The sequence below is a fragment of the Muriicola sp. SD30 genome, from assembly GCF_041205185.1.
Taxonomy (GTDB): Bacteria; Bacteroidota; Bacteroidia; order Flavobacteriales; family Flavobacteriaceae; genus Muriicola.
In genome coordinates this window covers 767,121-791,567 of sequence record NZ_JBGEWB010000001.1, presented here as the reverse complement: position 1 = coordinate 791,567, position 24,447 = coordinate 767,121, and the positions used below count along the sequence as shown (strand labels likewise).

The window sequence follows — 24,447 nt, the reverse complement described above, 5'->3', positions numbered from 1 at the left end:
TTTTGCCAGATAGCTGAAATGATCGGCGGACAGGGATTAACACGTCATTTGTGGATATTATATGAAATGTTACTGGAGTTTTTTTCGAAGTTATCTTGCTATTATTTAATTTCGCAGCAACCCTTTTCTATGAAAAAAAGAATTTACCTACTCTGTTTTTTAATCATGCACCTGGCCTCAGGGCAGGAAAATTTTCCCAAAGATGTTTTTCGTCCTCCCCTGGATATACCACTGATTCTCGCAGGAACCTTCGGAGAATTGCGGTCGAATCACTTCCATTCAGGAATTGATATTAAAACTCAGCAAAGGCAGGGACTTCCTGTGTACGCCATAGGGGATGGTACTGTGACGCGGATAAAAGTATCCCATTGGGGTTATGGAAAAGCCTTGTACGTTGCCCATCCCAATGGTTATACCTCGGTTTACGCCCACCTCCAGAAGTTTAGTCCGGAAATTGAGGAATTCGTAAAGCAAACACAGTATCAGAAACGGTCTTACGAAATTGAAGTATTCCCGGAATACGGCAAGCTAAAAGTCTACAAAGATTCCCTGATCGCATATACAGGAAATACAGGTGGCTCATCCGGACCTCATCTTCATTTTGAAATCCGAAGTAGTGTTTCGGAGAAACCAACAAATCCCATGCTTTATGGCTTAGACATTAGGGATGCAACCAATCCAACTTTGCAGGGCCTTTATGCCTACCCCCTGTCAGAAAAAGCTGTGGTAAACCAAAGTGAAATAAGGGTACAAATCCCTTTCAGCCGACAGCCGGATGGAACTTACCTGGCAGAAGAGGTCAAGGCAAATGGCACTATCGGATTCGGGGTGGCAGCTTTTGATCGTCAGGATCTTGCAGCCAATCAGAACGGTTTATATAAACTTGAACAAAAAGTAAACGGAACCCTTATTTCTTCATTCGATTTTGACAGTTTTTCATTTGGGGAAACTCGATTAATCAATACACTAATCGACTATGAATACATGTCGAAATACCGCAGGCGGATACAAAAGTGTTTTAAAACAGAAGGAAATAAACTCAGCATTTACAGACAGCTGAAAAATGATGGTAAAATCACTGTTAAGGAAGGCCTGAATTATACCGTAGAAATAGATTTAAAGGATCTGGCAGGGAATTCAACCCGACTAATCATTCCTGTTTCAGGACGGCGTGAAGATGCTGTGAACAAGAAGGAAATCCCAAAGACAGATCACTACATCGTTGCCGGAAAACCTAACAATTTTGATTTGGGAAAGGTGAAATTGTACTTTCCTGCTAATACCTTTTACAGTGATTTCCATATAGATCTCAAGGCTAGTGGGGATACGGTAACTGTTCACAACAATAGTGTCCCGGCACACAAGAATTTCACCCTTAGCTTTAATATTGACGGATATGAGGAATCCTTTTTACAAACGGCCTTTATCGCACGCCTGGACGACAAACTCAGACCTAACTACATCAAGACCTATAAAAGAGGAAATACTTTTACTACAAGAACCAGAAGTCTTGGGACATATACAATTGCGCAGGATACAATCCCCCCAAAAATAAGATCAAAGAATTTTAAATCAAAGCAGTGGCTTACCAACTATAGATACCTTAGCCTGCTTATTTCGGACGATCTCAGCGGGATAAATTCTTACGAAGCTACACTCAACGGGGAGTGGATCTTAATGGAGTACGAACCTAAGACTAGTACTCTGACCTATAATTTTGACGATAAGATCCTGGACAAAAAGCAGTGCAACCTTCGGGTTGTGGTCACCGATAATGTCGGGAATTCAACTACCTTTACCAGTAGTTTTTACAGAAATTAAGCTATTGATTTTCCTCAGGCTACTTATGTTCGGCGCATCGCTGTGCGTTACCTTTTCCGTCATAGGGCAAACAGCTACCATCACAGGAGTTATTCTTGATGAAGAGAATAGGCCCATCCGCGATGTGAATATTCAGGAAGGCCCCAGAGGAACCACTTCAGATGCCAGCGGATTTTATTTCCTTGAAGTAAAAGCTGACGAAGCTATAAGTGTAAGCTTTTCTCACATCAGTCATCAGCTAATTGAATTGCGGGATCTGATACTTACTACCAATCAGGTTTTTGGCTTTAATCCAGTAATGAAGGCCAGTGTAATCCAAATCGACAGTGTAGAAGTTTCCGCCCTTGGCGAAAGAACAGTTGCGGGAATTACCAACTTGTCTCCGGAAATAGCACAAAAAATACCCGGAGCCAACGCCGGAATTGAAAATCTGCTCAAACTCTTACCCGGGGTATTTTCTAACAATGAGCTCAGTACACAATTTGGGGTACGCGGAGGAAATTATGACGAAAATCTCGTCTATGTGAATGACATCCAGGTATACAGGCCATTCCTCTTGCGTTCGGGGCAGCAGGAGGGATTTAGTTTCGTTAATAGTAATATGGTTGAAAGCCTCTACTTCTCTCCGGGAGGATTCCAGGCGAAATACGGGGATAAGCTCTCCTCTGTCCTCGATATAAAATACAAGACCCCTACTCGTTTTGCACTGCAGGCAGAGGCAAGCCTTCTGGGCCTGAACACAACACTCGAAACAGTTTCGCAGAATCGCAAATTCAGTACGCTCACAGGCTTTCGATATCGCAACAATAGTCTATTATTGAACAGCCAGCAGACCAGGGCCAATTTTAATCCGATCTTTGTGGACCTCCAAAGCTTTTTTACCTACAGGGTTACCTCTCGCTTTCATCTGCATTTTCTTGGCAATCTGGATCTGAATGAGTATCGGAATTCCCCGGTGTCAAGACAGACTAATTTTGGAACAATTTCCAATCCTTTGGCCCTTCAAATTTTTTACCTTGGAAGGGAAGAGAATACTTTTACCACTGCTTTAGGAGCTGTAAAGGCCGATATATATTCAAGTGATGACCTCAGTCTGAAGTTTTCCTCGTCGCTTTACCATACAACAGAAGAGGAATATTCGGATGTGGTTGCGCAATACGAACTGGGAGAGATAGAAACCGATCTTGGAAGTGGAAGTTTAGGCGAAGTAACCTCATCGAGAGGTATTGGCTCCCAGTACAATCGATCGAGAAATGACCTGGACGCCCTGATCCATAGAGTGTCGCATCGCGGGGAGCTTCGCAGAAACAAAACGCAGCTTTCCTGGGGTCTTTCATATACCTATGAAGATGTAAGGGATCAGATAAGGGAATCAGAATTTATTGACTCAGCCGGGTTCTTCATTCGTCCACCGAGAGAAGAATTTATTAATAATCAGCCCGGAGAGCCATTTGAGACACCTTTGGTAGCTTACAATGGAATCAGCGCGAGAAATAAGACACAGACATACCGTTATGCCGCATACTTACAACTTGGAAATCGATCTGTAACAGGCCCAAACCGCTTGCTTTATAACTTTGGGGTAAGAGCACAACTCTGGTCACTCCGCGCTAACGATTCTGAGCAAAATACGCAGTTTATCGTAAGTCCGAGAGCACAAATTTCACTGAGGCCCGATTGGAAGGATGATATTGTTTTCAGACTTTCCACCGGGATCTATCAGCAACCTCCCTTGTACAGGGAACTGCGCAATGCCGAAGGGATGATTGTCCCGGACGTCAAGGCACAGAAGGCCTTCCATTTTGTTTTGGGATCAGAACAGAGTTTCAGAATCTGGGGGCGACCTTTTAATCTCCGATCGGAAGTTTACTACAAAAACCTATGGGATGTAAATACTTATACCCTTGAAGATGTGCGAATTCGATACGTTGCCAACAATGATGCCAGGGCATATGCCTATGGTGCAGATCTCAGGCTTTTTGGCGCATTTGTTCCTGGCACGGAGTCCTGGGTTAGTTTGGGATTTCTCAAAACCGAGGAAAATTGGGACAACCGTGGGTATATCTCCAGACCTACCGATCAGCGGTTTAAAGCTGCCGTGCTCTTCCAGGACTATATTCCCAACATACCCAATCTTAAAATGTATCTCAACCTGGTTTACAGCACAGGAGTACCCGGAGGGTCACCCAGTTATACGGATCCGTACAATTTTCAGAATAGATTAAGGGATTACAAAAGGGCTGATTTGGGAATTTCTCATATTTTTGTGGATGAAAATCATTCATTTCCTGATGGCCATTGGTTACATAGCTTCAGGGAATTACAGCTGGGTTTTGAAATTTTCAACCTTTTCAACAATCAGAACTCCATTACAAATACCTGGGTAAGGGATGTGGATAGCAAGAATGAATTTGCAGTACCCAATTTTATGACCTCCAGAATACTGAATGTAAAATTGCTGGTTCGGTTTTAGGCACAATTATATATGAAACAAATAATCACATTATTTTTTCTTCTTCATCTGTCCATCAGTTACGGGCAAAAGAATATTTATCAAAGCGATAAGTTTGAAGCCCTCAGTGAGAACCACAAGGTACTGGCAATCATACCGTTCTTTACCAATCTTGACCTGAAAGAAGATTTGAATGGCAATGACTTAAAAAGCCTGGAAGAACGCGAAGGTTATGCAGTACAGGATGCCCTTGAAACGTATTTTGGACGTGGTAAACGAAGAAAGAAATTCTCCGTTGATTTCCAGAACACAAAAAATACGAACGCTATTCTGGCACAGAGTAATATCACTTATGCCAATATAGATACCTACACCATCAAACAACTGAGTGAAATTTTGGATGTTGATGGTATTGTCAGCGGCAACTTAGACCTGAACATCCTGCTATCAGAAGGGATTCCCTCCAATTTTAGTTTTATAGATTATATTCTTGGCGATGCCAATTACGGCAGAATTGGTATTAAAGTCAGTGATGGTGAAACAGGCAAATTACTTTGGAAATACGAGAAAGAAATCAATAAGAAATCAGGCAGAAATACAACCGACCTTATAGAGTCCATGATGAAAAAGGCAACCAGAAAATTCCCTTATGACAAGGAGCGCTAAGTAATCATTGGCGCCTTTTCGTCCTTGCTGAATTCCTTCAGTACTTCAATCGTATAGTCTATTTCTTCCCTGGTGTTATAAATGGAAAATGAAAACCTAAGCGAAGGATTCTTTAATTCTTCTGGTGATAATAGTTCAGAAAGTACGTGTGATCCGCCGTCACTCCCGGACTGACATGCACTCCCCTTAGAACAGGCGATACCCTTGATGTCGAGATGGAACAACAACATAAGCGCTTTTTCCTGAGAAATTGGTAAGCGCACATTCACCAGGGTATATGTACTGTTTTCCATATCCCCCGATAGCCCGTTAAACGCTGCTTTCGGGAAAGCTTCTTTTACAGATTTAATAAAGTATTCCTTTAGCGATGAGATATATTCTTGTTCTTTTTCAAGCTGGTCATAGGCCAGTATAAAAGCTTCTTCTAATCCAACAATATTATGGAAAGGCTCTGTACCTGCCCTGAAGCCACGTTCCTGAGCTCCTCCGACTATCATCGGTTTCAGCCCTGAATTTTTTCGGATATAGGCAAACCCCACGCCTTTAGGTCCGTGAAATTTGTGAGCCGCCGCTGTCATAAAATCAATAGGCGTCTTCTGAACATCCCAGGGATAATGACCTATCGACTGTACCGTATCGGAATGAAATAGAGCATTATTATCCCGGCACATTTCGCTGATGGTCTGTATATCGAGTTTATTTCCTATTTCATTGTTAATATGCATCAGGCTCACCAAAATCTTTCCTTTTTCCTGCATCAGCAATTCTTCCAGATGATCAGTATCCGGGTTCCCATCGGGCAAAAGTTTAAGGTAGCATACTTTTATCCCACACTCAGACTCCAGTTCTTCAACCGTATGCAATACGGCGTGATGTTCAATGCGTGAAGTAATAATGGTATCAACCCCAAGATCACGAACCGCACATCTCAGAATCATATTGTCTGCCTCCGTTCCGCCTGAAGTAAATATAATCTCGGAGGGTTGGGCATTGAGATATTTGGCAATCGTCTTACGCGCAGTTTCTATGGCCGTTTTGGCTGTCCTCCCAAAACCATGTGTAGATGACGGATTCCCGTAACAATTGGCAAGGGCTGAGTGCATTTTCTCTATAACCTCATCTCTCACTCTGGTAGTGGCAGCATTATCCAGATATACTTGTTTCATATGCGATCTTCCTTTGGAACCTGATCAAAAATACAGGAAAATAAAATAAATTCTTTGTAATGAGCAGACAATCCAATAGGAAATTACTTCTAATTTGCCTTAAATTTGACTTATGAAAAGAATTCTTCCGTTCCTGATCGCGGTACTGCTCTGGAATTGCAATGACGGGGACCTGCAAATTGAAACCATTGATTTTGATGATATTTCCATACAAACCTGTGAAACTACAGTTACCACTGCGACCACAGTTTTTTTCAAGATCAATGGAGATGAAGCTCTTATTCTAGACCTTCAAAGTGGTACTCTCAATAATGAAGCAACAACAGATACTATTGTAAGTGCCATTCCCGGGCAAAGTTCTCTCTTATACCGTATCTTTTCTGAGAGTGTTACCAAAAGCTATTTTTGTGATGAAATCCCTCCATCGGAACCTACCGTTGTTGAAGAGATAGAAGCTGTTAGCGGGGAAGTATTGATTACTACCATACAGAGTGCCGTCGACTCAACACTTTATGAACACACCATCGAGCTGCGCGACATTAGTCTGCTCAATGCACAGGGTGAAAGGATTACTGATACAAGTATAAATGAATTCGGCGTAGTGACCACTCAGGAATAAGTCCTATTCCTTTACATTCTGATGGATATACACTTCGGTGGCACCCAGGCCGTATTTCTGATAGTCCGCATCGTAGTAAGTAATATTGGGATGTCTACGGAATAAATAGTAGAGCTCTTCTTTTAGGATTCCCGCTCCCACACCATGGATAAATACTACCTTCCTGATTCGTTTTTTGATAGCGAAATCGAGTTGCCTCTTAGCAGTTTCCACCTGAATATTGAGCATGTCGTAATTACTCATCCCTCTGGTACTGGGTACCAACTGATGGATGTGGAGATCGACTTCCATTTTAGGTGCATTGCGCTCCTTGGGTTTGACCGGCCTTGCTTTTTTCCTTGCCGGTACTTCCTTTTCCTTTCTGGCCTCCTGGGCCTCGGCTGCACTGACATTTATCTGGGAGCGGTTCTCTACGAGGAGCACCTCATTGAGACTGTAATCCAGCTCAAATCCTTCTGAAGTAAGAATAGTTATCGTATCTCCGTCTATTCTGACAGCAGTTCCTTCTATCGAATCATCGAGTACCTGAATCTTATCCCCTGCTTTAATCATTCCCATTTTTCATCTAAAATAAAACCCGCATTTTATTTTCATTCCTTAAAAATAATAGTATTTTTCGGAAGGAGTTTTTAAAAAATACCGGTGAACCTGCTGCTGATCTTATTTGCTGCTAAAGACCTCATGCTTCCTTGCCTGAGCAAACAGATTCTGGGAATGGATTGTCCTGGTTGTGGAATACAGCGCTCTGTTCTCTTTTTATTTCAGGGTGAGTTCTGGGCAGCGTTTAAAATGTATCCTGCCATTTATCCTATTCTCGGTCTGTTCGGTTTCCTTCTCCTCGATCAGTTTTTTAAAATTAAATATGCTAACAAAATCAGCATCACCCTTATGATCATGAGTGTTTCACTGATTCTGCTTAATTTTTTCTTTAAATTAATAATATAACCACAAACTTTTTATGGAACAACAAAAACTACCAAACGTAACCATAGCCATTGTACTGGCAATATTGTCCTATCTCTGTTGCTGTTTCTACGGTATCCCGGCTATCATTATGTCGGGGATAGGTTTATTTCTGGTTAAGAAAGACGAAAAAACTTTCCTGGAAAATCCGGAACTCTATTCTAACCACAGTCAGCTGAAAACAGCTAAAATTCTTGTTATTATTGGACTTGTACTGGGGATTTTATTCCTATGCTATATGATCTACAGTATCTGGGCAATGGGAGGCTGGGAAGAAGCCATGCGACAATCACAGGAGATTATGGAGCAATTTGGCATTGAAGAATAACCAATTAAACAAATCATATGAATCAACAATCGCTTCCAGGGGCAAGTAATGCCCTCACCATGGGAATTCTGTCTGTTGTTCTAACCTTACTTTGCTGTGGCCCATTCGGGATTATTTTCACCATTCTGGGTTTGAACAGTGCCGGTAAAGCAGAACGTCTTTACAATGAAAATCCCGGCATGTACACGGGCTATGAAAACGTTAAGACCGGGCGGGTTCTGTCCTATGTCGGACTGGCGTTATCTGTGTGCTATCTCCTTTTCATTATCCTGTATTTTGGTGCAATTATCGCCCTTATTTCAGCGGGGGAATTCAATAACCTTTAATAAAAAAACTCCCGGCAATCCGGGAGTTTTTCTTTATTCTTTCTCGTTGGTTTAATTCGCCACCTCACTCATAAACTTAAGCCGATACAGCCTTAGTTCTTCGTCCTCATAATCCCCATTGAACTCCTTTAAGGCCTCTTCGATATCATCAGACTCTGCATCAAGGAAGTAATCGTGAATTTCTTCCTGCTGATCCTCATCAAGGATTTCATCTATCCAGTACGCAATATTGAGTTTTGTACCGCTGAAAACTATTTGTTCCATTTCCTTAACCAGTTCTGGAATCTCAAGACCTTTAGCAGCAGCGATATCATCGAGCGGTAGCTTGCGGTCAACATTCTGTATAATGTACAATTTGAGTCCGGAATTAGCCCCGGTACTTTTTACAACCAGATCATCAGGTCTTATGATTTCGTGCTCTTCCACGTAATCTGCGATCAATTTAAGGAAGGGAGTACCGTATTTTCTTGCCTTACCCTCTCCTACGCCATGGATGGTGATCATTTCGTCCATATTGATGGGGTATTTCAGCGCCATATCCTCCAGTGAAGGATCTTGAAATACGACAAAAGGTGGCACATCCAGTTTATGTGCTTCTTTCTTCCTCAGGTCCTTTAACAATTTCAGAAGTTGTTCATCGGCTACCCCCGCCGATTTTTTGGCGGCACTTACTATAGCATTGTCCATTTCCTCACTGTAGACATGGTCTTTGGTCATCATAAATGAGGTGGGGTTCTTCAGAAAATCTTCACCTTCTTTTTGAACATGCAGGATTCCGTATTGTTCAATTTCCTTTCTCAGAAATCCGGCTACCAGGGCCTGTCGGATCAAAGCCATCCAATATTCCTCAGGTTGGTCTGCTCCACATCCGAAGATATCCTTACTCTCAATTTTATGAGAAGCGATCAGGGCGTTGGTTTTGCCTTTAAGAGTTTTGACAATCTCCTTTGATTTGAATTTTTCGTTTGTTCCCTGAATAACCTCAATTAATTTTTTCAGATTGTGCCCGGCTTCTTCCTTTTCCTTGGGGTTTCGTGCATTGTCATCCATGTCGGCTCCATCGCCGTCTACCTCATCAAATTCTTCCCCAAAATAATGGAGGATAAACTTCCTTCTTGAGATTGAAGTTTCTGCATAGGCTACAATTTCCTGTAATAGTGCATTTCCTATCTCCTGTTCTGCCACGGGTTTACCAGACATGAATTTTTCTAGTTTCTCAACATCCTTATAAGAGTAAAAAGCCAGACAATGTCCTTCTCCCCCATCCCTGCCAGCCCTGCCGGTTTCCTGGTAATAGCTCTCTATACTTTTGGGTATATCGTGGTGGATAACATATCTCACATCGGGTTTGTCTATTCCCATCCCAAAGGCAATGGTAGCCACAACTACATCCACATCTTCCATGAGGAACATATCCTGATATTTTGAGCGGGTTTTGCTGTCAAAGCCCGCGTGGTAGGGAACAGCACTTACTCCGTTAACCTGAAGTACCTGGGCCAATTCTTCTACTTTTTTCCTGCTCAGACAATAAATAATTCCTGATTTCCCTGCATTTTTTTTCACAAAACGGATGATATCGGCATCAACATTTTTTGTCTTAGGCCGTACCTCATAGTATAAATTTGGCCTGTTGAAAGAGGCTTTAAATAATTTGGCATCAGGAATGTCAAGATTTTTTATGATATCTTCCTGCACTTTGGGTGTGGCAGTTGCGGTTAAACCAATGATGGGGATGTTGTCTCCGAGGCGGTTGATAATCGCCCTCAAATTCCGGTATTCGGGCCTGAAGTCGTGACCCCATTCGGAAATACAATGTGCTTCGTCAATAGCGACGAAGGAAAGGGGTACTGATTGCAGGAATTCTATATAGTCCTCCTTAGTAAGTGATTCCGGAGCTACATAGAGTAACTTGGTAATACCATCGGTGATATCCTGCTTAACCTGCTTTACTTCGGTCTTATTCAGGGAGGAATTAAGGACATGTGCAACTCCGTGATCAGAAGAAATTCCACGAATCGCATCCACCTGATTTTTCATCAGGGCGATCAGGGGCGAAACCACAATTGCAGTTCCTTCTTTGATCAATGCAGGAAGTTGGTAGCAAAGCGACTTGCCGCCACCTGTAGGCATAATAACAAAGGTGTTATTGCCTTCGATAACATTTTTAATTACTTGTTCCTGTAGGCCCTTAAATGAAGAAAATCCGAAATATTTTTTAAGAGAGGTCTGCAGTTCCGTATCATTCAATACCATTCCCTAATAGTTTACTTAATCCCACTGGCATTTAAAATCCCATGCACTTCAATAAGTCAGTTCTAACTTTAACGTTCTTCGGGTTGTAGTAGTATTTTTCTCGCTGTATTAGAATACCCTGTAAATAACTTTGTGTAATTTTGTTTTCTTAAATATAATACATTCTTTTAGAATCCGATTATCTTTTAAGACAAAATCTGCATTCCAAATCACCTAAATACAAGGATATATTGAACAAGAGGAAAGGCATTCTGGAGTTGGCGAAAAAAACCATGCAAACTGAAAGCAATGCTATACTGCATTTGGCATCCTTGCTCGACCAGCAGTTTGTAGATGCAGTAGACTGTATTTACAAAGGCAAAGGAAGGGTGGTCATTACGGGGATAGGCAAAAGTGCCCTGATAGCTTCTAAAATTGTTGCCACCCTCAATTCAACCGGAACACCTGCTACCTTTATGCATGCCGCCGATGCGATCCACGGAGACCTGGGTACTATCCAGCAAAAGGATATAGTGATTTGTATCTCAAAAAGCGGGAGTACACCTGAAATTAAATTACTTGTACCCCTTATTAAATCAGGGAGCAACAAACTAATTGCAATAACAGGTAACCCGGAATCTTATCTTGGTGAACAATCCGACTTCGTACTTAATACCTATGTGGAGAAAGAAGCCTGCCCTAATAACCTGGCTCCAACTACCAGTACCACGGCGCAACTGGTGATGGGTGATGCCCTTGCCATTTGCCTGCTCGAACTAAGAGGTTTTAGCTCTAAAGACTTCGCCAAGTTTCACCCCGGAGGTACCCTGGGCAAAAAATTATACCTGAGAGTAGGTGATATTGCAATAAAAAATATGGTCCCTAAGGTGGAAGCTCACTCTGCCGTTAAAGACGTTATAGTAGAAATCTCAGAAAAAATGCTTGGGGTGGCTGCAGTGCTTGAAAATGGAAAGTTGGTTGGAGTGGTAACTGACGGTGATATCAGAAGGATGCTCAACAAATATGAAAATATCAACGGTCTTACCGCAAAAGATATTATGACATCCAATCCTAAAACCATTGAACCCGGTGTTCTGGCCGTCAAGGCCTTGAATGAAATGCAGGCCAATGGAATTTCCCAATTACTGGTGGCAGAGAAAGGAGTCTACCAGGGCGTAGTTCATCTACACAACCTGATAAACGAAGGAATACTTTAATGGCAAAAGCAACAACTAAGGATCCCAACGAAATGTCATTCCTTGACCATTTGGAAGAGCTGAGGTGGCATTTAATTCGTTCTACACTTGCCATTGTCATTGTAGGCATGGTAGCCTTCCTGATGAAGGATTTTATATTCGATACAGTCATATTCGGACCAAAAAAACCCGACTTCCCAACCTACGCCATTTTTTGCAAGTTGTCAAAAATGCTGGGATTCAGTGAAGCTTTTTGCGGAAGCGAACCCCTGTTTCGCGTTCAGAGCCGGGTTATGGCCGGGCAATTTTCAGCCCATATATGGACGTCTATCTGGGCTGGTTTTATTATAGCATTTCCATATGTTCTTTATGAAATGTGGAAATTTATTAGTCCTGGACTTTATGAAAAGGAAAGGAAGAACTCAAGGGGTTTTATCATCGTGGCCTCCTTACTGTTTTTTATGGGAGTGCTTTTCGGCTACTACGTGGTTGCCCCCCTCTCTATCAACTTCCTGGGTAGTTACACAGTGAGTGAGGAGGTGTTTAACGACATCGATCTAAGTTCCTATATCTCAACTGTACGTGCTGCAGTAATCGCCTGCGGTCTGATATTTGAGCTACCTATTATCATCTTCTTCCTCACTAAAGTGGGACTGGTAACCCCGGAGATCCTAAAGAAATACAGAAAAATTGCCCTGGTGATCGTCCTGATCATATCAGCCGTCATTACTCCACCGGATGTAGCCAGCCAGATTATAGTAGCCGTGCCCGTACTCATCCTCTATCAGCTAAGTATTTTTATATCGGGCTATGTACTTAAACGGGACGCAAAAAAAACAAGTAAACATGCCAAATCAAGTTAACGAATTCAATGCATATCGTTCCCGGATGAACGAAAAACTGCTGGGAAGCAACAATAAACTCATCAAACGTATTTTTAACCTCGATACAAATGCCTTTACCGAAGGCGCTTTGGATGTTAAAACCAAGGAATTGCTTGGTCTTGTCGCCTCTGCTGTATTGCGGTGTGATGACTGTGTTAAGTATCATCTGGAGAGTGCCCAACAGGCCGGAGCCAATAAAGAAGAAGTAATGGAGACTCTCGGCATTGCTACCCTTGTGGGTGGAACCATAGTTATCCCCCACCTGAGGAAAGCCTACGAATTCTGGGAACTTCTGGAATCTCAGGAAGGTTAAAAAAAATGTAATTCCTTTTTCCTCCATGGGGAATACCTTAGTTTTGAATCGATGAAGCTCAGAGCAGAAAATATCATGAAGGCCTACCGCGGCCGAAAAGTAGTAAAGGGCATCTCACTTGAGGTCAACCAGGGCGAGATTGTGGGACTTCTGGGGCCTAACGGAGCTGGGAAAACTACCTGTTTTTACATGATCGTGGGATTGATCAAACCCAATGGGGGAAGAATATTTCTGGATGAAACTGAAATCACGAAATTCCCGATGTATAAAAGAGCTCAAAACGGGATTGGATATCTGGCTCAGGAAGCCTCCGTATTCCGAAAACTGAGTATCGAAAAAAATATTTTAAGTGTTCTTCAGCTTACTAAACTCAGTAAAAAAGAGCAGCACATGAAAATGGACCAGCTCATTGAAGAATTCGGATTGGGCCATATCAGGAAAAACAGAGGAGATCTTTTGTCGGGAGGTGAGCGTAGGAGGACCGAAATAGCAAGAGCCCTGGCCACAGATCCCAAGTTTATTTTACTCGATGAGCCTTTCGCAGGAGTCGACCCTGTTGCAGTAGAGGACATCCAGCGTATTGTCGCACAGCTCAAAAACAAGAACATAGGTATCCTTATCACAGATCACAATGTTCAGGAAACTCTTGCCATTACAGAGCGTTCTTATCTTATGTTTGAAGGAGGGATTTTAAAGTCCGGTGTTCCTGAAGTTCTGGCGGAAGATGAGATGGTCAGAAAAGTTTATCTCGGACAGAATTTCGAGCTGAGAAAGAAAAAGCTGGAATTTTAAGTCGACTCACCCCTCCTAAAAGTCCCGATTATCTACGGTTTGGAAGTAGAATTCCTGAAAAACAACAGTGAACTCATCAGGTAGATCACAATGATCACCGGAATAGCCAGGAATTTCATAGTCCCTATACAAAACAAACTCACCACGATAAAAATATAGCGAAGGGCATTTTCTTTAAACCCTAGTGTTTTGAACTTTAATGAAAATAAAGGGATGGGTGCATTGAGTAGAATCGAATTCAACACAGTGAGACCGATTAAAAACCACTGGTTTAGAATAATCGAATTTAATGCATCATTCCCATTGAAAAGTAGAATCATAGGCAGAGAAACAATCAATAGCGTATTTGCGGGTGTGGGAAGGCCAATGAAGGAAGAAGTCTGATTTTCATCAATATTAAATCTACCCAGACGAAGAGCCGATGACATGGTAATTAAAAACCCTGAAAATGGAAGTAATCCATTGAGAGAAAACTCTAATCCGCTCCCTCCCAACTCCGGTCCTTTCTCCCCGCCGAGACTCATAATGATCAGCTGAAACATCACAATTCCGGGAACCAGGCCAAAAGTAATTACATCTGCCAGAGAATCCAGTTGTAGTCCCAGCTCACTTTGAACATTTAGTTTCCGGGCGGCAAAACCATCGAGAAAATCAAATATCAGGCCCAGGAATACAAGTAAGGCCATAGTCTCCCACTCATTTCTGACGGCAAAGATGGCCGCCACAGAACCTGTCAAAACATTTAGTAGCGTAAGAAAGTTGGGAATATATCTTTTCACTCAGGGATCTTTTGCGTAAAAATAGCATAAATTTTAAGGAAGCTGTTTTGTCCCATTAATTATTCAGATATTTGCTTCATTACCGGAGTTTGCCTTAAGCTGTGCTTACCTGATGACACTAAAACAATTCTTTTTTTTACTTTCTTTCTCCTTTTCGGCATGTCTGTTTTCTCAGGCAGAACCCTTGTCGGAGAAGGCTGTTATCAGTGTAATCACCTGCGGTCCGGGAACGGAACTTTATTCCACCTTTGGCCACAGTGCATTTCGGGTTCAGGACAGTGAAAAAGGGATTGACTGGATCTATAATTACGGCACCTTCAACTTCAACACACCAAATTTTTACGGAAAATTTGCCAGGGGTAAATTACTGTACTCTTTGAGCAAACAAAGGTTTGAGAATTTCCTGTATGCCTATGAACTTGAAAACCGTTGGGTAAAGGAGCAACTTCTCAATATTTCGACGAAGGAGAAAAATGAGATTTTTACCTTCCTGGAAAATAATTACAAACCCCAGAACAGGGATTATAAATACGATTTCCTCATGGAAAATTGTTCAACCAAAATCCCGGAAGTATTGCAGGCATCTCTGGGCGATGAACTTGTCTTTGAGGATTATTTGCAGGATAAGAACTACTCTTTCAGAGACCTGATTCAACAAAATCTTATCCGCAATTCCTGGTCCAGTTTCGGGATTGACCTTGCCCTGGGCGCGGTAATTGACCGTGAAGCAGGCTATTTGCAGTATATGTTTTTACCCAATTACGTTTTATCGCAATTAGAACATACGCTTCTCAATGGTAAACCTCTTGTGGAGAGAGAAAGGACAATACTCGATCATCAAATGCAGAACCGGGGGAACTTTTTTACTACCTCTCCCCTATTTTGGTTTGGGCTTTTATTTCTATTTACTGTTACCATCACCTATATCGACCTTCGCAATAAAGTCCGCAGCAAGGTGATGGACATTATTTTGTACTTTTTTACCGGAATAGTGGGTTGGCTGATTGTTTTTCTCTGGTTTTTTACAGATCATACGGCTACTGCCATAAATCTGAACGTACTTTGGGCCTTTCCCCTGAATCTGGTGCCCTTGTATTATCTGCTGAGGGGCAGGAAACTCCCTTCCTGGGGTGCCTCATACCTGTTAGGTATTTTAATATTACTGGCCATTACGGTTTTCATTTGGATATCAGGCATCCAACTCTTTTCGCCTATCCTGGCGGTAATTCTGGCAACCTTAGGGGTGCGATATGGCTTTTTACTCTATCACAATCGAAAAATTGAAACTACCTCAAAATGAATCTGGTATCCGTAGAGGGAATTTCAAAATCCTATGGGGAACGCGTTCTCTTTACTGATCTTTCTTTCGGGATCAATAAGGAGCAAAAAATAGCCCTGATTGCTCAGAATGGAACGGGAAAAACCTCCATCCTCAACATACTTGCCGGGAAGGACAAGCCCGATGATGGGAAGGTAACCCTCCGTAATAATATCCGGATTTCTTACCTCGAACAGGACCCCGATCTCAAGGATGAGTTAACTATTGAAGAGTGCATTTTCAGATCGGACAACGAGGTGTTGCAGGTCATCAGGAATTATGAAAAGGCCCTTGAAACTCCGGAAAATGAAAAGCAATATCAAAAGGCTTTTGAAGCGATGGAACGCTTTAATGCCTGGGATTTTGAAACTCAATACCGACAGATACTTTTCAGGCTGCAGCTGGAAGACCTCCACGCAAAAGTAAGTACGCTTTCCGGAGGGCAAAAAAAACGAATTGCACTGGCCAATGCACTGCTCAACAAGCCCGATCTTCTGATCCTTGATGAGCCTACCAACCACCTCGATCTCGAAATGATTGAATGGTTAGAAAATTACTTTGCCAGGGAAAGTATTACCCTTTTTATGGTAACCCACGACCGGTATTTTCTGGAAAGGGTATGTAATGAGATCCTGGAACTCGATCAGGGTCAGTTGTACTCCTACAAAGGAAATTACAGCTATTACCTTGAAAAGAAAGAAGCGCGGGAGCTGCAGCAGGCATCGGAATTACACAAATCCAAGCAACTCTTTAAAAAAGAACTCGACTGGATGCGGCGACAGCCTAAGGCGAGAACTACGAAGTCGAAATCCAGAATAGATGATTTTCACGAAATCAAAAGCAGGGCACAGCAAAGAAGAAAGGATCACCAGGTACAATTAGAAATCAATATGGAACGCCTGGGGAGTAAGATTCTGGAGTTTCACAATGTAGTTAAGTCCTTTCCGCAAACGCCCATCCTCAACAAATTCAGTTATTCGTTTTTAAAAGGAGAGCGGCTCGGTATCATAGGTAAAAACGGCACTGGCAAATCAACTTTTCTCAACTTAATTACGGGCAGGGAACAAGCAGATGGAGGGAAGATCACTACAGGGGAAACGATAAAATTTGGCTATTATACCCAGGAAGGAATCAAGGTAAAGCCGGGACAGAAAGTAATTGAAGTTATCAGGGAATTCGGAGACTATATCCCCTTAAAGAAAGGAAGACAACTTTCTGCACAACAGTTACTTGAACGCTTTCTCTTCGACCGCAAAAAGCAATATGACTATGTAGAGAAACTCAGCGGTGGGGAACGAAAACGCCTGTATTTGTGTACGGTCCTCATTCAAAACCCAAACTTTCTCATTCTTGATGAACCCACCAACGATCTGGACGTAGTTACCCTTAATGTACTTGAAGAGTTCTTGCTCGATTACCCGGGTTGCCTAGTAGTTGTTTCACACGACCGGTATTTTATGGATAAAATTGTTGATCATCTTTTTATCTTCAGAGGTGAAGGGATAATTGAAGATTTTCCGGGAAATTATTCCGATTTCAGAGCCTATGAAGATAGCATTGAACAAACAAAACGTAATGAAAGCAAGGAGAACAAATCGAAGCAGGATTCGGATAAATCCCAATGGAGGGATAAGGAAAGTGGCAGTTCTCTGTCTTATCTGGAGCAGAAAGAATACAAGCAGTTAGAACGCGAAATTCAGAGTCTGGAAGCAAAGAAAAAAGAATTACAGCAAGCTTTTCTGAATTCAGAACTAAGTCCGGAAGAAATCACCGACCTTTCAAAATCCCTCAATGAGGTTGAAGAGCAAATTGATACTAAAACAGAACGTTGGTTTGAAATTTCTCTTCTCAAAGAGTAATAAGTATTTGTGAAATAGTGAACAAAGGCATTTATGTTTCGTTTCTGGTCTTACCTTAATTTTTTAATTCGATCGACCAATCAGTACGGCATCCATTCACCATTTGTATACAATTACATTACCCGTTGTCTCTATAAAAAAAGTCGGAAACGCCAGTCGAAAGTGCAGAAAGTTTTGATAAAAAGTATTCTGTATTTTAAATATGAATCCGTGCAGCTTCTTACGGATCAGCCACAATACCACGAGGCAGTCAGAGAAGAATATCCTGAAGTTGAGTCTGGCCGGAATCCTTATGATCTTATATTCATCGGAGAGGATTATTTTGAAAAATTCGACTTTGAATCCCTCGAACAATATGGCCACAACAGCACCATGATCCTGCTTGAAGGGATTCATAAGAACAGGCGAAACAGGGAGGCTTGGGACCAATTATGTAAAAAAGTCCGGATACGAGTTTCCATTGATTTTTATTATGGAGGCATACTCTTCCTGAGAAAGGAACAGGAGAAACAACATTTTCGCATTAGGATATAATGGCTTAATTTTATGGTGAATTCAGCGTTATGGACAATACTATCTTCTATGTTTTAGGTTTGGTAGCCGTAATATATATCGCTCTTTCTGTTTTCAACAAGAAAAGATCAAAAGATCGCAAATCCAGGAAGTTTATGGAGGGATATGAGCGAAAGAATAAAAAAGACTAGCGGCTTTTACTTAAAACATAATTATGAAAATCTATACCAAAACGGGAGACCAGGGAATGACGGCATTGTTCGGAGGGACCAGGGTACCCAAGCACCACATTCGTATTCAGAGCTATGGCACTGTAGATGAACTGAATTCTTGGCTGGGACTGTTACGCGATCAGGAAATAAATGATCGCCACAAGGAGATGTTGAAGAAAATACAGCAAGATCTTTTTACCGTAGGAGCTATTCTGGCGACCGATCCTGATAAAGCTGTCCTGAAAAGTGGTAAGGAACGACTCGATATTCCTAAGATTGGGAAGGAAGATATAGCTATGCTGGAGCAAGAAATGGACAGGATGGACGAAACGCTCCCTGTGATGACTCATTTTATTCTTCCCGGGGGGCACCAGGCAGTGTCATACTGTCATATTGCCAGAACAGTATGCCGCAGAGCGGAACGCATGGCCTGTCTTTTGAATGAAAATCAACCTTTTGATCCAGAGGTTTTATCTTACCTGAACAGGCTTTCCGATTATTTATTTGTCCTCTCCAGGGCTATGGCCGCTGATCTGAATGCTGATGAAATAAAATGGATTCCCGCAAAAAAAGGCTAATAAATTGCTTTTTTCGTCGTTATGACTCTAACAAAACCGGGATTATTGCAAAAACTTTATAAATAAAGCCGAAAAAACTTGGTGGTCTGAGTTTAAAAATTATTTTTGCAAAAATTTACAAATTATACTTTTACCATGTATTGGACCTTAGAATTAGCATCCTATTTGAGTGATGCGCCCTGGCCGGCGACCAAAGATGAATTGATCGATTACGCGATCCGAACCGGAGCTCCTTTGGAAGTTGTGGAAAACCTCCAGTCGATGGAAGAAGAAGGGGGTGAGATCTATGAAAGTATCGAAGAGATATGGCCAGATTATCCTACGGAAGAGGACTATCTCTGGAATGAGGATGAATATTAATAGAATGTTTAAATAGCGTTAAAAAGTCTCTTCGGAGGCTTTTTTTTTATGTAATTTTGACATACTTATAGCAGGAAATCCGGATTTGACAAAAGTGGAACGGCTTTTGACCCCCTTTTTTTAACGTAAATACCGGATCCAATAGAATTTAAATAAATATACCTCTGCCCGCATGACTACCTGAGATTGGGAAGGGGAAAAGAATAATTTCATGAGTTTACTAAATAGTGTTATTAAAGCGTTTGTTGGGGATAAATCCAAACGTGATGTCAAGGAGTTAGGCCCTTTGGTGGATGAGATTAATGCCTTTGGCGATCAGCTCCAGACATTGTCAAATGATGAACTTCGAGCTAAAACGACAGGATTTAAATCTTTGATAGCGGAAACATGCGCTTCCCTGACAGAGGAGATAAATAAAATCAAACTCGAAGTGGAACAATCCACCGATATTGATAGAAATGAAGAGCTTTACGCAGAAGTTGACAAATTAGAGGAAGAGGCGTACAAATTGACACAGGAGACGCTTGATAATATACTCCCCGAAGCATTTGCCGTCGTTAAGGAAACTGCCAGAAGGTTTAAAGACAATGATACCCTGGAAGTTACTGCCACTGAAAATGACCGGATACTTTCCGGAACCAAGGATTATGTAAGCCTTGAAGGTGATAAAGCCATATGGAAAAATTCATGGGATGCAGCAGGAAAAGAAGTAACCTGGGACATGGTACACTACGACGTACAGCTCATAGGGGGTATTGCACTTCATCAGGGGAAAGTGGCAGAAATGCAGACCGGAGAAGGAAAAACCCTGGTGGCTACCTTGCCATTGTACCTCAATGCTCTACCTGGAAAAGGAACACACCTGGTAACCGTAAACGACTACCTGGCAAAACGGGATAGTGCGTGGATGGGACCCATTTTTGAATTTCACGGGCTAAAAGTTGATTGTATAGATAAACACAAACCCAATTCGGATGGCCGGCGAGCTGCATACAATGCAGATGTTACCTATGGCACCAACAACGAATTTGGTTTCGATTATCTAAGGGATAACATGGCTCATACGCCCGGGGATCTGGTACAGAGACCCCACTATTACGCTATCGTGGATGAGGTGGATTCGGTCCTGATCGATGACGCAAGAACCCCATTGATCATCTCCGGACCCGTACCGGAAGGAGACCGGCACGAATTTAATGAGCTCAGGCCGAAGGTCACTGATATTGTAGAAAAACAAAGAAAGCACCTTACTGCGGTACTGGCAGAAGCAAAGAAAAAAATAGCGGAGGGAGATACCAAGGAAGGCGGACTTCTTCTTCTTAGGGTGCATCGTGGGCTACCAAAAAACAAAGCGCTTATCAAGTATTTAAGCGAAGAGGGGATCAAGCAATTACTGCAGAAAACCGAGAATTTCTACATGCAGGACAACAACAGGGAAATGCCTGTAGTAGATTCTGAACTTTTATTCGTTATCGACGAAAAAAATAACCAGATTGAATTAACAGACAAAGGAATTGAATATATCTCCGGGGATCAGGCTAAAGATTTTTTCCTGATGCCGGATATAGGAAGTGAAATTGCCAAGATCGAAAACCAGGGACTCGATATTGAAGAAGAAGCCCGGTTAAAGGAAGAACTTTTCAAGGATTTTGCCGTAAAGAGTGAGCGAATCCATACGATGAGTCAGCTTTTAAAGGCCTATACCTTATTCGAAAAGGATGTGGAGTACGTGGTGATGGAGAACAAGGTAATGATCGTAGACGAGCAGACAGGAAGAATCATGGATGGTCGACGCTATTCAGACGGACTCCATCAGGCAATCGAGGCAAAGGAAAATGTGAAGATTGAGGCGATGACCCAAACCTTCGCTACCGTAACCCTGCAGAATTACTTCAGGATGTATAACAAATTGGCCGGTATGACCGGTACGGCTGTCACCGAGGCCGGAGAGCTCTGGGAAATCTACAAGCTCGACGTAGTGGAGATTCCTACCAATAAGCCTATTGCCAGAGATGACCGCCAAGACCTGATCTATAAAACCAAAAGGGAAAAGTACAACGCGATAATCGATGAGGTAACACAGCTCTCCCAACAGGGAAGACCTATCCTTATCGGTACGACTTCTGTTGAGATCTCGGAGCTGCTGTCCAGGATGCTTAATATCAGAAAGGTTCCCCACAACGTACTTAATGCCAAACTCCATAAAAAAGAAGCAGACATAGTTGCAGAGGCCGGAAATCCGGGCGTGGTAACGATTGCCACCAACATGGCAGGACGGGGTACAGACATTAAACTCTCCGACGAAGTTAAAAAAGCCGGTGGCCTTGCCATTATCGGTACAGAGCGTCACGATTCAAGAAGGGTAGACCGTCAGTTAAGAGGTCGATCGGGAAGACAGGGTGATCCGGGAAGTTCACAATTCTACGTATCACTGGAGGATAACCTGATGCGCCTGTTCGGCTCAGACAGGGTTGCGAAGATGATGGACAGGATGGGACTTGAGGAGGGAGAAGTCATTCAGCACTCCATGATGACCAAGTCTATAGAAAGAGCCCAGAAAAAGGTGGAGGAAAATAATTTTGGTATCAGAAAGAGATTATTGGAATACGATGATGTGATGAACGCCCAGCGGGAAGTAGTATACAAGCGCAGAAGGCACGCTCTCCAGGGTGAACGATTAAAAGTGGACATCGCCAATATGATCTACGACACCTGCGAAGTTATTTCAGAGTTGAACAAAGAAGCCAATGATTACAAGAATTTTGAGTTTGAGCTGATCAAATATTTCTCAATTACCTCCCCTATTTCGGAGGAAGAGTTCAGCAAACTCAGTTATTTGGAGATAAGCAACAGGATATATTCTGCAGTTTACGATCATTACAGGGAAAAGATGGAACGGAGTGCTGCAACGGCGTTTCCTGTGATCAAAAAAGTATACGAAGACAGTGCAAATAAGTACGAACGTATTGTTGTGCCCTTCACCGACGGGATCAAAACCCTGAATGTGGTCACCGATCTTAAAAATGCGTATGAAAGCAATGGAAAACAGCTGATTACGGATTTTGAAAAGAATATAACCCTGGCTATCATAGATGAGGCTTGGAAGACTCACCTGCGGAAAATGGATGAACTGAAACAGTCGGTTCAGCTTGCCGTTCACGAGCAGAAAGACCCATTGCTGATCTATAAATTTGAAGCCTTTGAGCTTTTTAAAGGAATGATAGATAAGGTAAATAAAGATGTCGTTTCCTTCCTGTTTAAAGGGGAGCTGCCATCAGGAAATACTGAGGATATACAAGAGGCCAGAAATGTACGACGCTCTAAGGAGACATTGAAAACTACCAAGGAGGAGATACCCAACAGTGATGAACTGGCGGCTCAGAACAGGGCGGCAGGGCAGACACAGGGCGGCAGGCCTCAAGTGACAGAAACGATTATCCGTGACAGACCAAAAATTGGCCGTAATGACCGTGTTACGATCAAGAATGTAATGTCTGGTGAAAGCAAAACCATAAAATATAAACAGGCAGAACCCCTCTTAGACAAAGGAGAATGGGTGTTAATAGAGGATTAAAAATCAATGATCCCACAGATAAAAAGGACGGCTTTACGGCTGTCCTTTTTTTATTCCCACCTCCGGCCACATAAAACTTTAGGGCTACGGGGTATTGATTATCTTACAAAACATAAGTAGCTTTACAGCATAGGTTTAGGAAAATAAGCAGTAAATGCCCCGTTATATCTGCTAAATACAGGGATTATGAAAAAAAACTACATCGACCAGGAACGGTACAGAGACAAGGAAAGTCTGCTTCTCAAGGCGACAACTTTTACGTCTGTACTAAGCATTGTATTCTTTCTGATTTGTTTTTTTCTCTTAAAAATACACTCTGCATTCTCTTTTATTTTCCTTTTTTACGCCCTTTTCAGCCTTGCCAACACCTATGCCTATAAAACGCACAAAAATCTTTCTCTTACTTATAATATTGCCTCAATAACAAGCCTTGTTTCTACTGTTGCGATCACTTTGATGAGCGGTGGAATCCAAAGTCCGTTCATCTTTACCCTCGGATTACTTGTGCTGGCGGGTTATGCCACAACCCGAACTTACGGAAAAACCTATCTCTTTATAATCTCTATCCTTACGATCCTCTTCTTTGTACAGGGCAGGTATTTTTCCCTGAATATCCTCAATCATGTTCCTGAAAATGCCAGGGATATTTTTGCACTACTCAGTGTATTGTTCACCATATACTTGCTGGGAGGGATTTTCGGAAAGAACCTGATGATCGTACACCATCAATTGTACAAATCAAAAAGAGAAATGCAGGCCCGCAGCGAGGAAAAAGACACTTTACTGAAGGAAGTCCACCACAGGGTAAAAAACAATTTACAGACCGTATCGAGTCTTCTCAGCCTACAGGGCAGATCAATATCAGATCCAAGGACAAAAAGTATATTGAAAAGTAGTCAGAATCGTGTAATTTCTATGGCTATGGTTCATGAGATGCTCTATATGAGGGAAGATCTTTCTAAAATCCAGTATAAGACCTATGTGCGGGAATTATGCGAATACCTGGTAAAATCCCTCAAAGGGGCCAATAACAAAGTCACTCTAAATATTGATATTCCGGATATTGAACTAGGCATTGATACTGCGATTCCCCTCGGCCTGCTTATTAACGAGGCTATTACAAACTCGCTCAAGTATGGTATCAAAGATGATCACGAAGGCGAAATCCATATTTCAATTGACCAGGAAGACGAACACAGTTATGTTTTGGAGATCGGCGACAATGGCTCAGGCTATGCTGAGACCTTGAATGTGAAGAACAGTGGGTCACTTGGCCTAAAACTGATTCACAATCTCGCCAGACAACTAAAAGGCACCATTACAAAGGATCCATCAAAAAAAGGAACCAATTATATTGTAAAATTCAGGGAAATAGAACCACAGCCTTTTCCTTCTGTAGCCTGAGTCGGATAATCCTGCTTTAATCTTATGCATTCAGCAATAAATTGCTGTGTGCTTATGTGGTTTATCCCTATATTTAAAGACCATATAATCCA

General features: G+C 42.1%; 23 protein-coding genes. 19 read left to right on the top strand and 4 right to left on the bottom strand.

The features are described from left to right. Positions 1-129: 129 nt before the first annotated feature. The 3 genes from AB8P51_RS03585 to AB8P51_RS03575 are packed head-to-tail and all read left to right on the top strand — an operon-like array spanning position 130 to position 4,939. Entirely contained in the window at positions 130-1,821 is a 1,692-nt protein-coding gene (locus AB8P51_RS03585; RefSeq protein ID WP_369747388.1) for a M23 family metallopeptidase, read from the top strand. Positions 1,822-1,846: 25 nt separating this feature from the next. Next, on the top strand, positions 1,847-4,294 hold the full coding sequence (locus AB8P51_RS03580; protein ID WP_369747387.1) for a TonB-dependent receptor plug domain-containing protein: 2,448 nt from the start codon (positions 1,847-1,849) through the stop codon (positions 4,292-4,294). Between the two features lie 12 nt (positions 4,295-4,306). Then, the gene (locus tag AB8P51_RS03575; RefSeq protein WP_369747386.1) at positions 4,307-4,939 is read left to right on the top strand and encodes a hypothetical protein; all 633 of its coding nucleotides are present in this window, start codon (positions 4,307-4,309) and stop codon (positions 4,937-4,939) included. Here AB8P51_RS03575 and AB8P51_RS03570 read toward each other — a convergent pair. Next, complete coding sequence (locus tag AB8P51_RS03570; protein ID WP_369747385.1) at positions 4,936-6,105, bottom strand: cysteine desulfurase family protein; 1,170 nt, start codon at positions 6,103-6,105, stop codon at positions 4,936-4,938. The two genes, AB8P51_RS03575 and AB8P51_RS03570, sit on opposite strands and share 4 nt — an antisense overlap. Before the next feature lie 112 nt (positions 6,106-6,217). Here AB8P51_RS03570 and AB8P51_RS03565 point away from each other — a divergent pair, with 112 nt between their 5' ends. After that, entirely contained in the window at positions 6,218-6,724 is a 507-nt protein-coding gene (locus AB8P51_RS03565; RefSeq protein ID WP_369747384.1) for a hypothetical protein, read from the top strand. 3 nt (positions 6,725-6,727) lie between these two features. On the opposite strand, the gene AB8P51_RS03560 is transcribed toward AB8P51_RS03565, so the two are convergent. Continuing rightward, positions 6,728-7,282, bottom strand: coding sequence for a Smr/MutS family protein (locus tag AB8P51_RS03560; RefSeq protein ID WP_369747383.1), 555 nt, complete (start codon positions 7,280-7,282; stop codon positions 6,728-6,730). A gap of 84 nt (positions 7,283-7,366) precedes the next feature. Here AB8P51_RS03560 and AB8P51_RS03555 point away from each other — a divergent pair, with 84 nt between their 5' ends. The 3 genes from AB8P51_RS03555 to AB8P51_RS03545 are packed head-to-tail and all read left to right on the top strand — an operon-like array spanning position 7,367 to position 8,341. Beyond that, positions 7,367-7,669, top strand: coding sequence for a DUF2752 domain-containing protein (locus AB8P51_RS03555; RefSeq protein ID WP_369747382.1), 303 nt, complete (start codon positions 7,367-7,369; stop codon positions 7,667-7,669). Between the two features lie 13 nt (positions 7,670-7,682). Then, complete coding sequence (locus AB8P51_RS03550) at positions 7,683-8,015, top strand: CCC motif membrane protein (RefSeq protein ID WP_369747381.1); 333 nt, start codon at positions 7,683-7,685, stop codon at positions 8,013-8,015. A gap of 17 nt (positions 8,016-8,032) precedes the next feature. Next, complete coding sequence (locus tag AB8P51_RS03545; RefSeq protein ID WP_369747380.1) at positions 8,033-8,341, top strand: CCC motif membrane protein; 309 nt, start codon at positions 8,033-8,035, stop codon at positions 8,339-8,341. A gap of 51 nt (positions 8,342-8,392) precedes the next feature. Here AB8P51_RS03545 and recQ read toward each other — a convergent pair whose 3' ends face one another. Then, positions 8,393-10,594, bottom strand: coding sequence for a DNA helicase RecQ (gene recQ, locus AB8P51_RS03540; protein ID WP_369747379.1), 2,202 nt, complete (start codon positions 10,592-10,594; stop codon positions 8,393-8,395). Between the two features lie 230 nt (positions 10,595-10,824). Here recQ and AB8P51_RS03535 point away from each other — a divergent pair, with 230 nt between their 5' ends. From AB8P51_RS03535 to lptB, 4 genes are read left to right on the top strand one after another with little or no spacing between them, the layout of a single operon-like run. Beyond that, positions 10,825-11,790: an SIS domain-containing protein gene (locus AB8P51_RS03535; protein WP_369747378.1), complete on the top strand. Its 966-nt coding sequence runs from the start codon at positions 10,825-10,827 to the stop codon at positions 11,788-11,790. Continuing rightward, positions 11,790-12,632: a twin-arginine translocase subunit TatC gene (gene tatC / locus AB8P51_RS03530; protein ID WP_369747377.1), complete on the top strand. Its 843-nt coding sequence runs from the start codon at positions 11,790-11,792 to the stop codon at positions 12,630-12,632. The genes AB8P51_RS03535 and tatC overlap by 1 nt, the downstream gene beginning before the upstream one ends. Continuing rightward, a complete protein-coding gene (locus AB8P51_RS03525; protein WP_369747376.1) occupies positions 12,616-12,966 on the top strand; it encodes a carboxymuconolactone decarboxylase family protein in 351 nt (116 codons plus the stop codon). Before tatC ends, AB8P51_RS03525 begins: the two co-directional genes overlap by 17 nt. 51 nt (positions 12,967-13,017) lie before the next feature. Beyond that, positions 13,018-13,758: an LPS export ABC transporter ATP-binding protein gene (gene lptB, locus AB8P51_RS03520; RefSeq protein ID WP_369747375.1), complete on the top strand. Its 741-nt coding sequence runs from the start codon at positions 13,018-13,020 to the stop codon at positions 13,756-13,758. A gap of 32 nt (positions 13,759-13,790) precedes the next feature. Here lptB and AB8P51_RS03515 read toward each other — a convergent pair whose 3' ends face one another. Beyond that, on the bottom strand, positions 13,791-14,537 hold the full coding sequence (locus AB8P51_RS03515; protein ID WP_369747374.1) for a phosphatidylcholine/phosphatidylserine synthase: 747 nt from the start codon (positions 14,535-14,537) through the stop codon (positions 13,791-13,793). A gap of 112 nt (positions 14,538-14,649) precedes the next feature. Between AB8P51_RS03515 and AB8P51_RS03510 the strand changes: the two genes are divergently transcribed. The 8 genes from AB8P51_RS03510 to AB8P51_RS03475 all read left to right on the top strand — a co-directional run bounded on the left by AB8P51_RS03510 (position 14,650) and on the right by AB8P51_RS03475 (position 24,355). After that, positions 14,650-15,837, top strand: coding sequence for a DUF4105 domain-containing protein (locus tag AB8P51_RS03510; protein WP_369747373.1), 1,188 nt, complete (start codon positions 14,650-14,652; stop codon positions 15,835-15,837). After that, a complete protein-coding gene (locus tag AB8P51_RS03505) occupies positions 15,834-17,714 on the top strand; it encodes an ABC-F family ATP-binding cassette domain-containing protein (protein ID WP_369747372.1) in 1,881 nt (626 codons plus the stop codon). The genes AB8P51_RS03510 and AB8P51_RS03505 overlap by 4 nt, the downstream gene beginning before the upstream one ends. Before the next feature lie 210 nt (positions 17,715-17,924). Further along, positions 17,925-18,248 carry a hypothetical protein gene (locus tag AB8P51_RS03500; protein ID WP_369747371.1) on the top strand — a complete coding sequence of 108 codons (324 nt, stop codon included), beginning with the start codon at positions 17,925-17,927 and terminating at the stop codon, positions 18,246-18,248. 29 nt (positions 18,249-18,277) lie between these two features. Next, positions 18,278-18,418, top strand: coding sequence for a hypothetical protein (locus tag AB8P51_RS03495; RefSeq protein WP_369747370.1), 141 nt, complete (start codon positions 18,278-18,280; stop codon positions 18,416-18,418). 23 nt (positions 18,419-18,441) lie between these two features. Beyond that, the gene (locus AB8P51_RS03490) at positions 18,442-19,017 is read left to right on the top strand and encodes a cob(I)yrinic acid a,c-diamide adenosyltransferase (protein ID WP_369747369.1); all 576 of its coding nucleotides are present in this window, start codon (positions 18,442-18,444) and stop codon (positions 19,015-19,017) included. A gap of 135 nt (positions 19,018-19,152) precedes the next feature. Then, positions 19,153-19,377: a DUF2795 domain-containing protein gene (locus tag AB8P51_RS03485; protein ID WP_013551418.1), complete on the top strand. Its 225-nt coding sequence runs from the start codon at positions 19,153-19,155 to the stop codon at positions 19,375-19,377. Positions 19,378-19,588: 211 nt separating this feature from the next. Next, entirely contained in the window at positions 19,589-22,951 is a 3,363-nt protein-coding gene (secA, locus tag AB8P51_RS03480) for a preprotein translocase subunit SecA (protein ID WP_369747368.1), read from the top strand. A gap of 186 nt (positions 22,952-23,137) precedes the next feature. Next, on the top strand, positions 23,138-24,355 hold the full coding sequence (locus tag AB8P51_RS03475; RefSeq protein ID WP_369747367.1) for a sensor histidine kinase: 1,218 nt from the start codon (positions 23,138-23,140) through the stop codon (positions 24,353-24,355). Positions 24,356-24,447 lie beyond the last annotated feature (92 nt).

Bases quoted from the DNA above. Each gene is read 5' to 3' on its own strand.
- AB8P51_RS03560 (WP_369747383.1), bottom strand. From the start codon at position 7,282: ATGGGAATGATTAAAGCAGGGGATAAGATTCAGGTACTCGATGATTCG.
- recQ (WP_369747379.1), bottom strand. From the start codon at position 10,594: ATGGTATTGAATGATACGGAACTGCAGACCTCTCTTAAAAAATATTTC.
- AB8P51_RS03475 (WP_369747367.1), top strand. From the start codon at position 23,138: ATGAAAAAAAACTACATCGACCAGGAACGGTACAGAGACAAGGAAAGT.
- AB8P51_RS03505 (WP_369747372.1), top strand. From the start codon at position 15,834: ATGAATCTGGTATCCGTAGAGGGAATTTCAAAATCCTATGGGGAACGC.
- tatC (WP_369747377.1), top strand. From the start codon at position 11,790: ATGGCAAAAGCAACAACTAAGGATCCCAACGAAATGTCATTCCTTGAC.
- AB8P51_RS03485 (WP_013551418.1), top strand. From the start codon at position 19,153: ATGTATTGGACCTTAGAATTAGCATCCTATTTGAGTGATGCGCCCTGG.
- AB8P51_RS03575 (WP_369747386.1), top strand. From the start codon at position 4,307: ATGAAACAAATAATCACATTATTTTTTCTTCTTCATCTGTCCATCAGT.
- AB8P51_RS03510 (WP_369747373.1), top strand. From the start codon at position 14,650: ATGACACTAAAACAATTCTTTTTTTTACTTTCTTTCTCCTTTTCGGCA.
- AB8P51_RS03570 (WP_369747385.1), bottom strand. From the start codon at position 6,105: ATGAAACAAGTATATCTGGATAATGCTGCCACTACCAGAGTGAGAGAT.
- lptB (WP_369747375.1), top strand. From the start codon at position 13,018: ATGAAGCTCAGAGCAGAAAATATCATGAAGGCCTACCGCGGCCGAAAA.
- AB8P51_RS03490 (WP_369747369.1), top strand. From the start codon at position 18,442: ATGAAAATCTATACCAAAACGGGAGACCAGGGAATGACGGCATTGTTC.
- AB8P51_RS03580 (WP_369747387.1), top strand. From the start codon at position 1,847: ATGTTCGGCGCATCGCTGTGCGTTACCTTTTCCGTCATAGGGCAAACA.
- AB8P51_RS03495 (WP_369747370.1), top strand. From the start codon at position 18,278: ATGGACAATACTATCTTCTATGTTTTAGGTTTGGTAGCCGTAATATAT.
- AB8P51_RS03525 (WP_369747376.1), top strand. From the start codon at position 12,616: ATGCCAAATCAAGTTAACGAATTCAATGCATATCGTTCCCGGATGAAC.
- AB8P51_RS03565 (WP_369747384.1), top strand. From the start codon at position 6,218: ATGAAAAGAATTCTTCCGTTCCTGATCGCGGTACTGCTCTGGAATTGC.
- AB8P51_RS03550 (WP_369747381.1), top strand. From the start codon at position 7,683: ATGGAACAACAAAAACTACCAAACGTAACCATAGCCATTGTACTGGCA.
- secA (WP_369747368.1), top strand. From the start codon at position 19,589: ATGAGTTTACTAAATAGTGTTATTAAAGCGTTTGTTGGGGATAAATCC.
- AB8P51_RS03585 (WP_369747388.1), top strand. From the start codon at position 130: ATGAAAAAAAGAATTTACCTACTCTGTTTTTTAATCATGCACCTGGCC.
- AB8P51_RS03545 (WP_369747380.1), top strand. From the start codon at position 8,033: ATGAATCAACAATCGCTTCCAGGGGCAAGTAATGCCCTCACCATGGGA.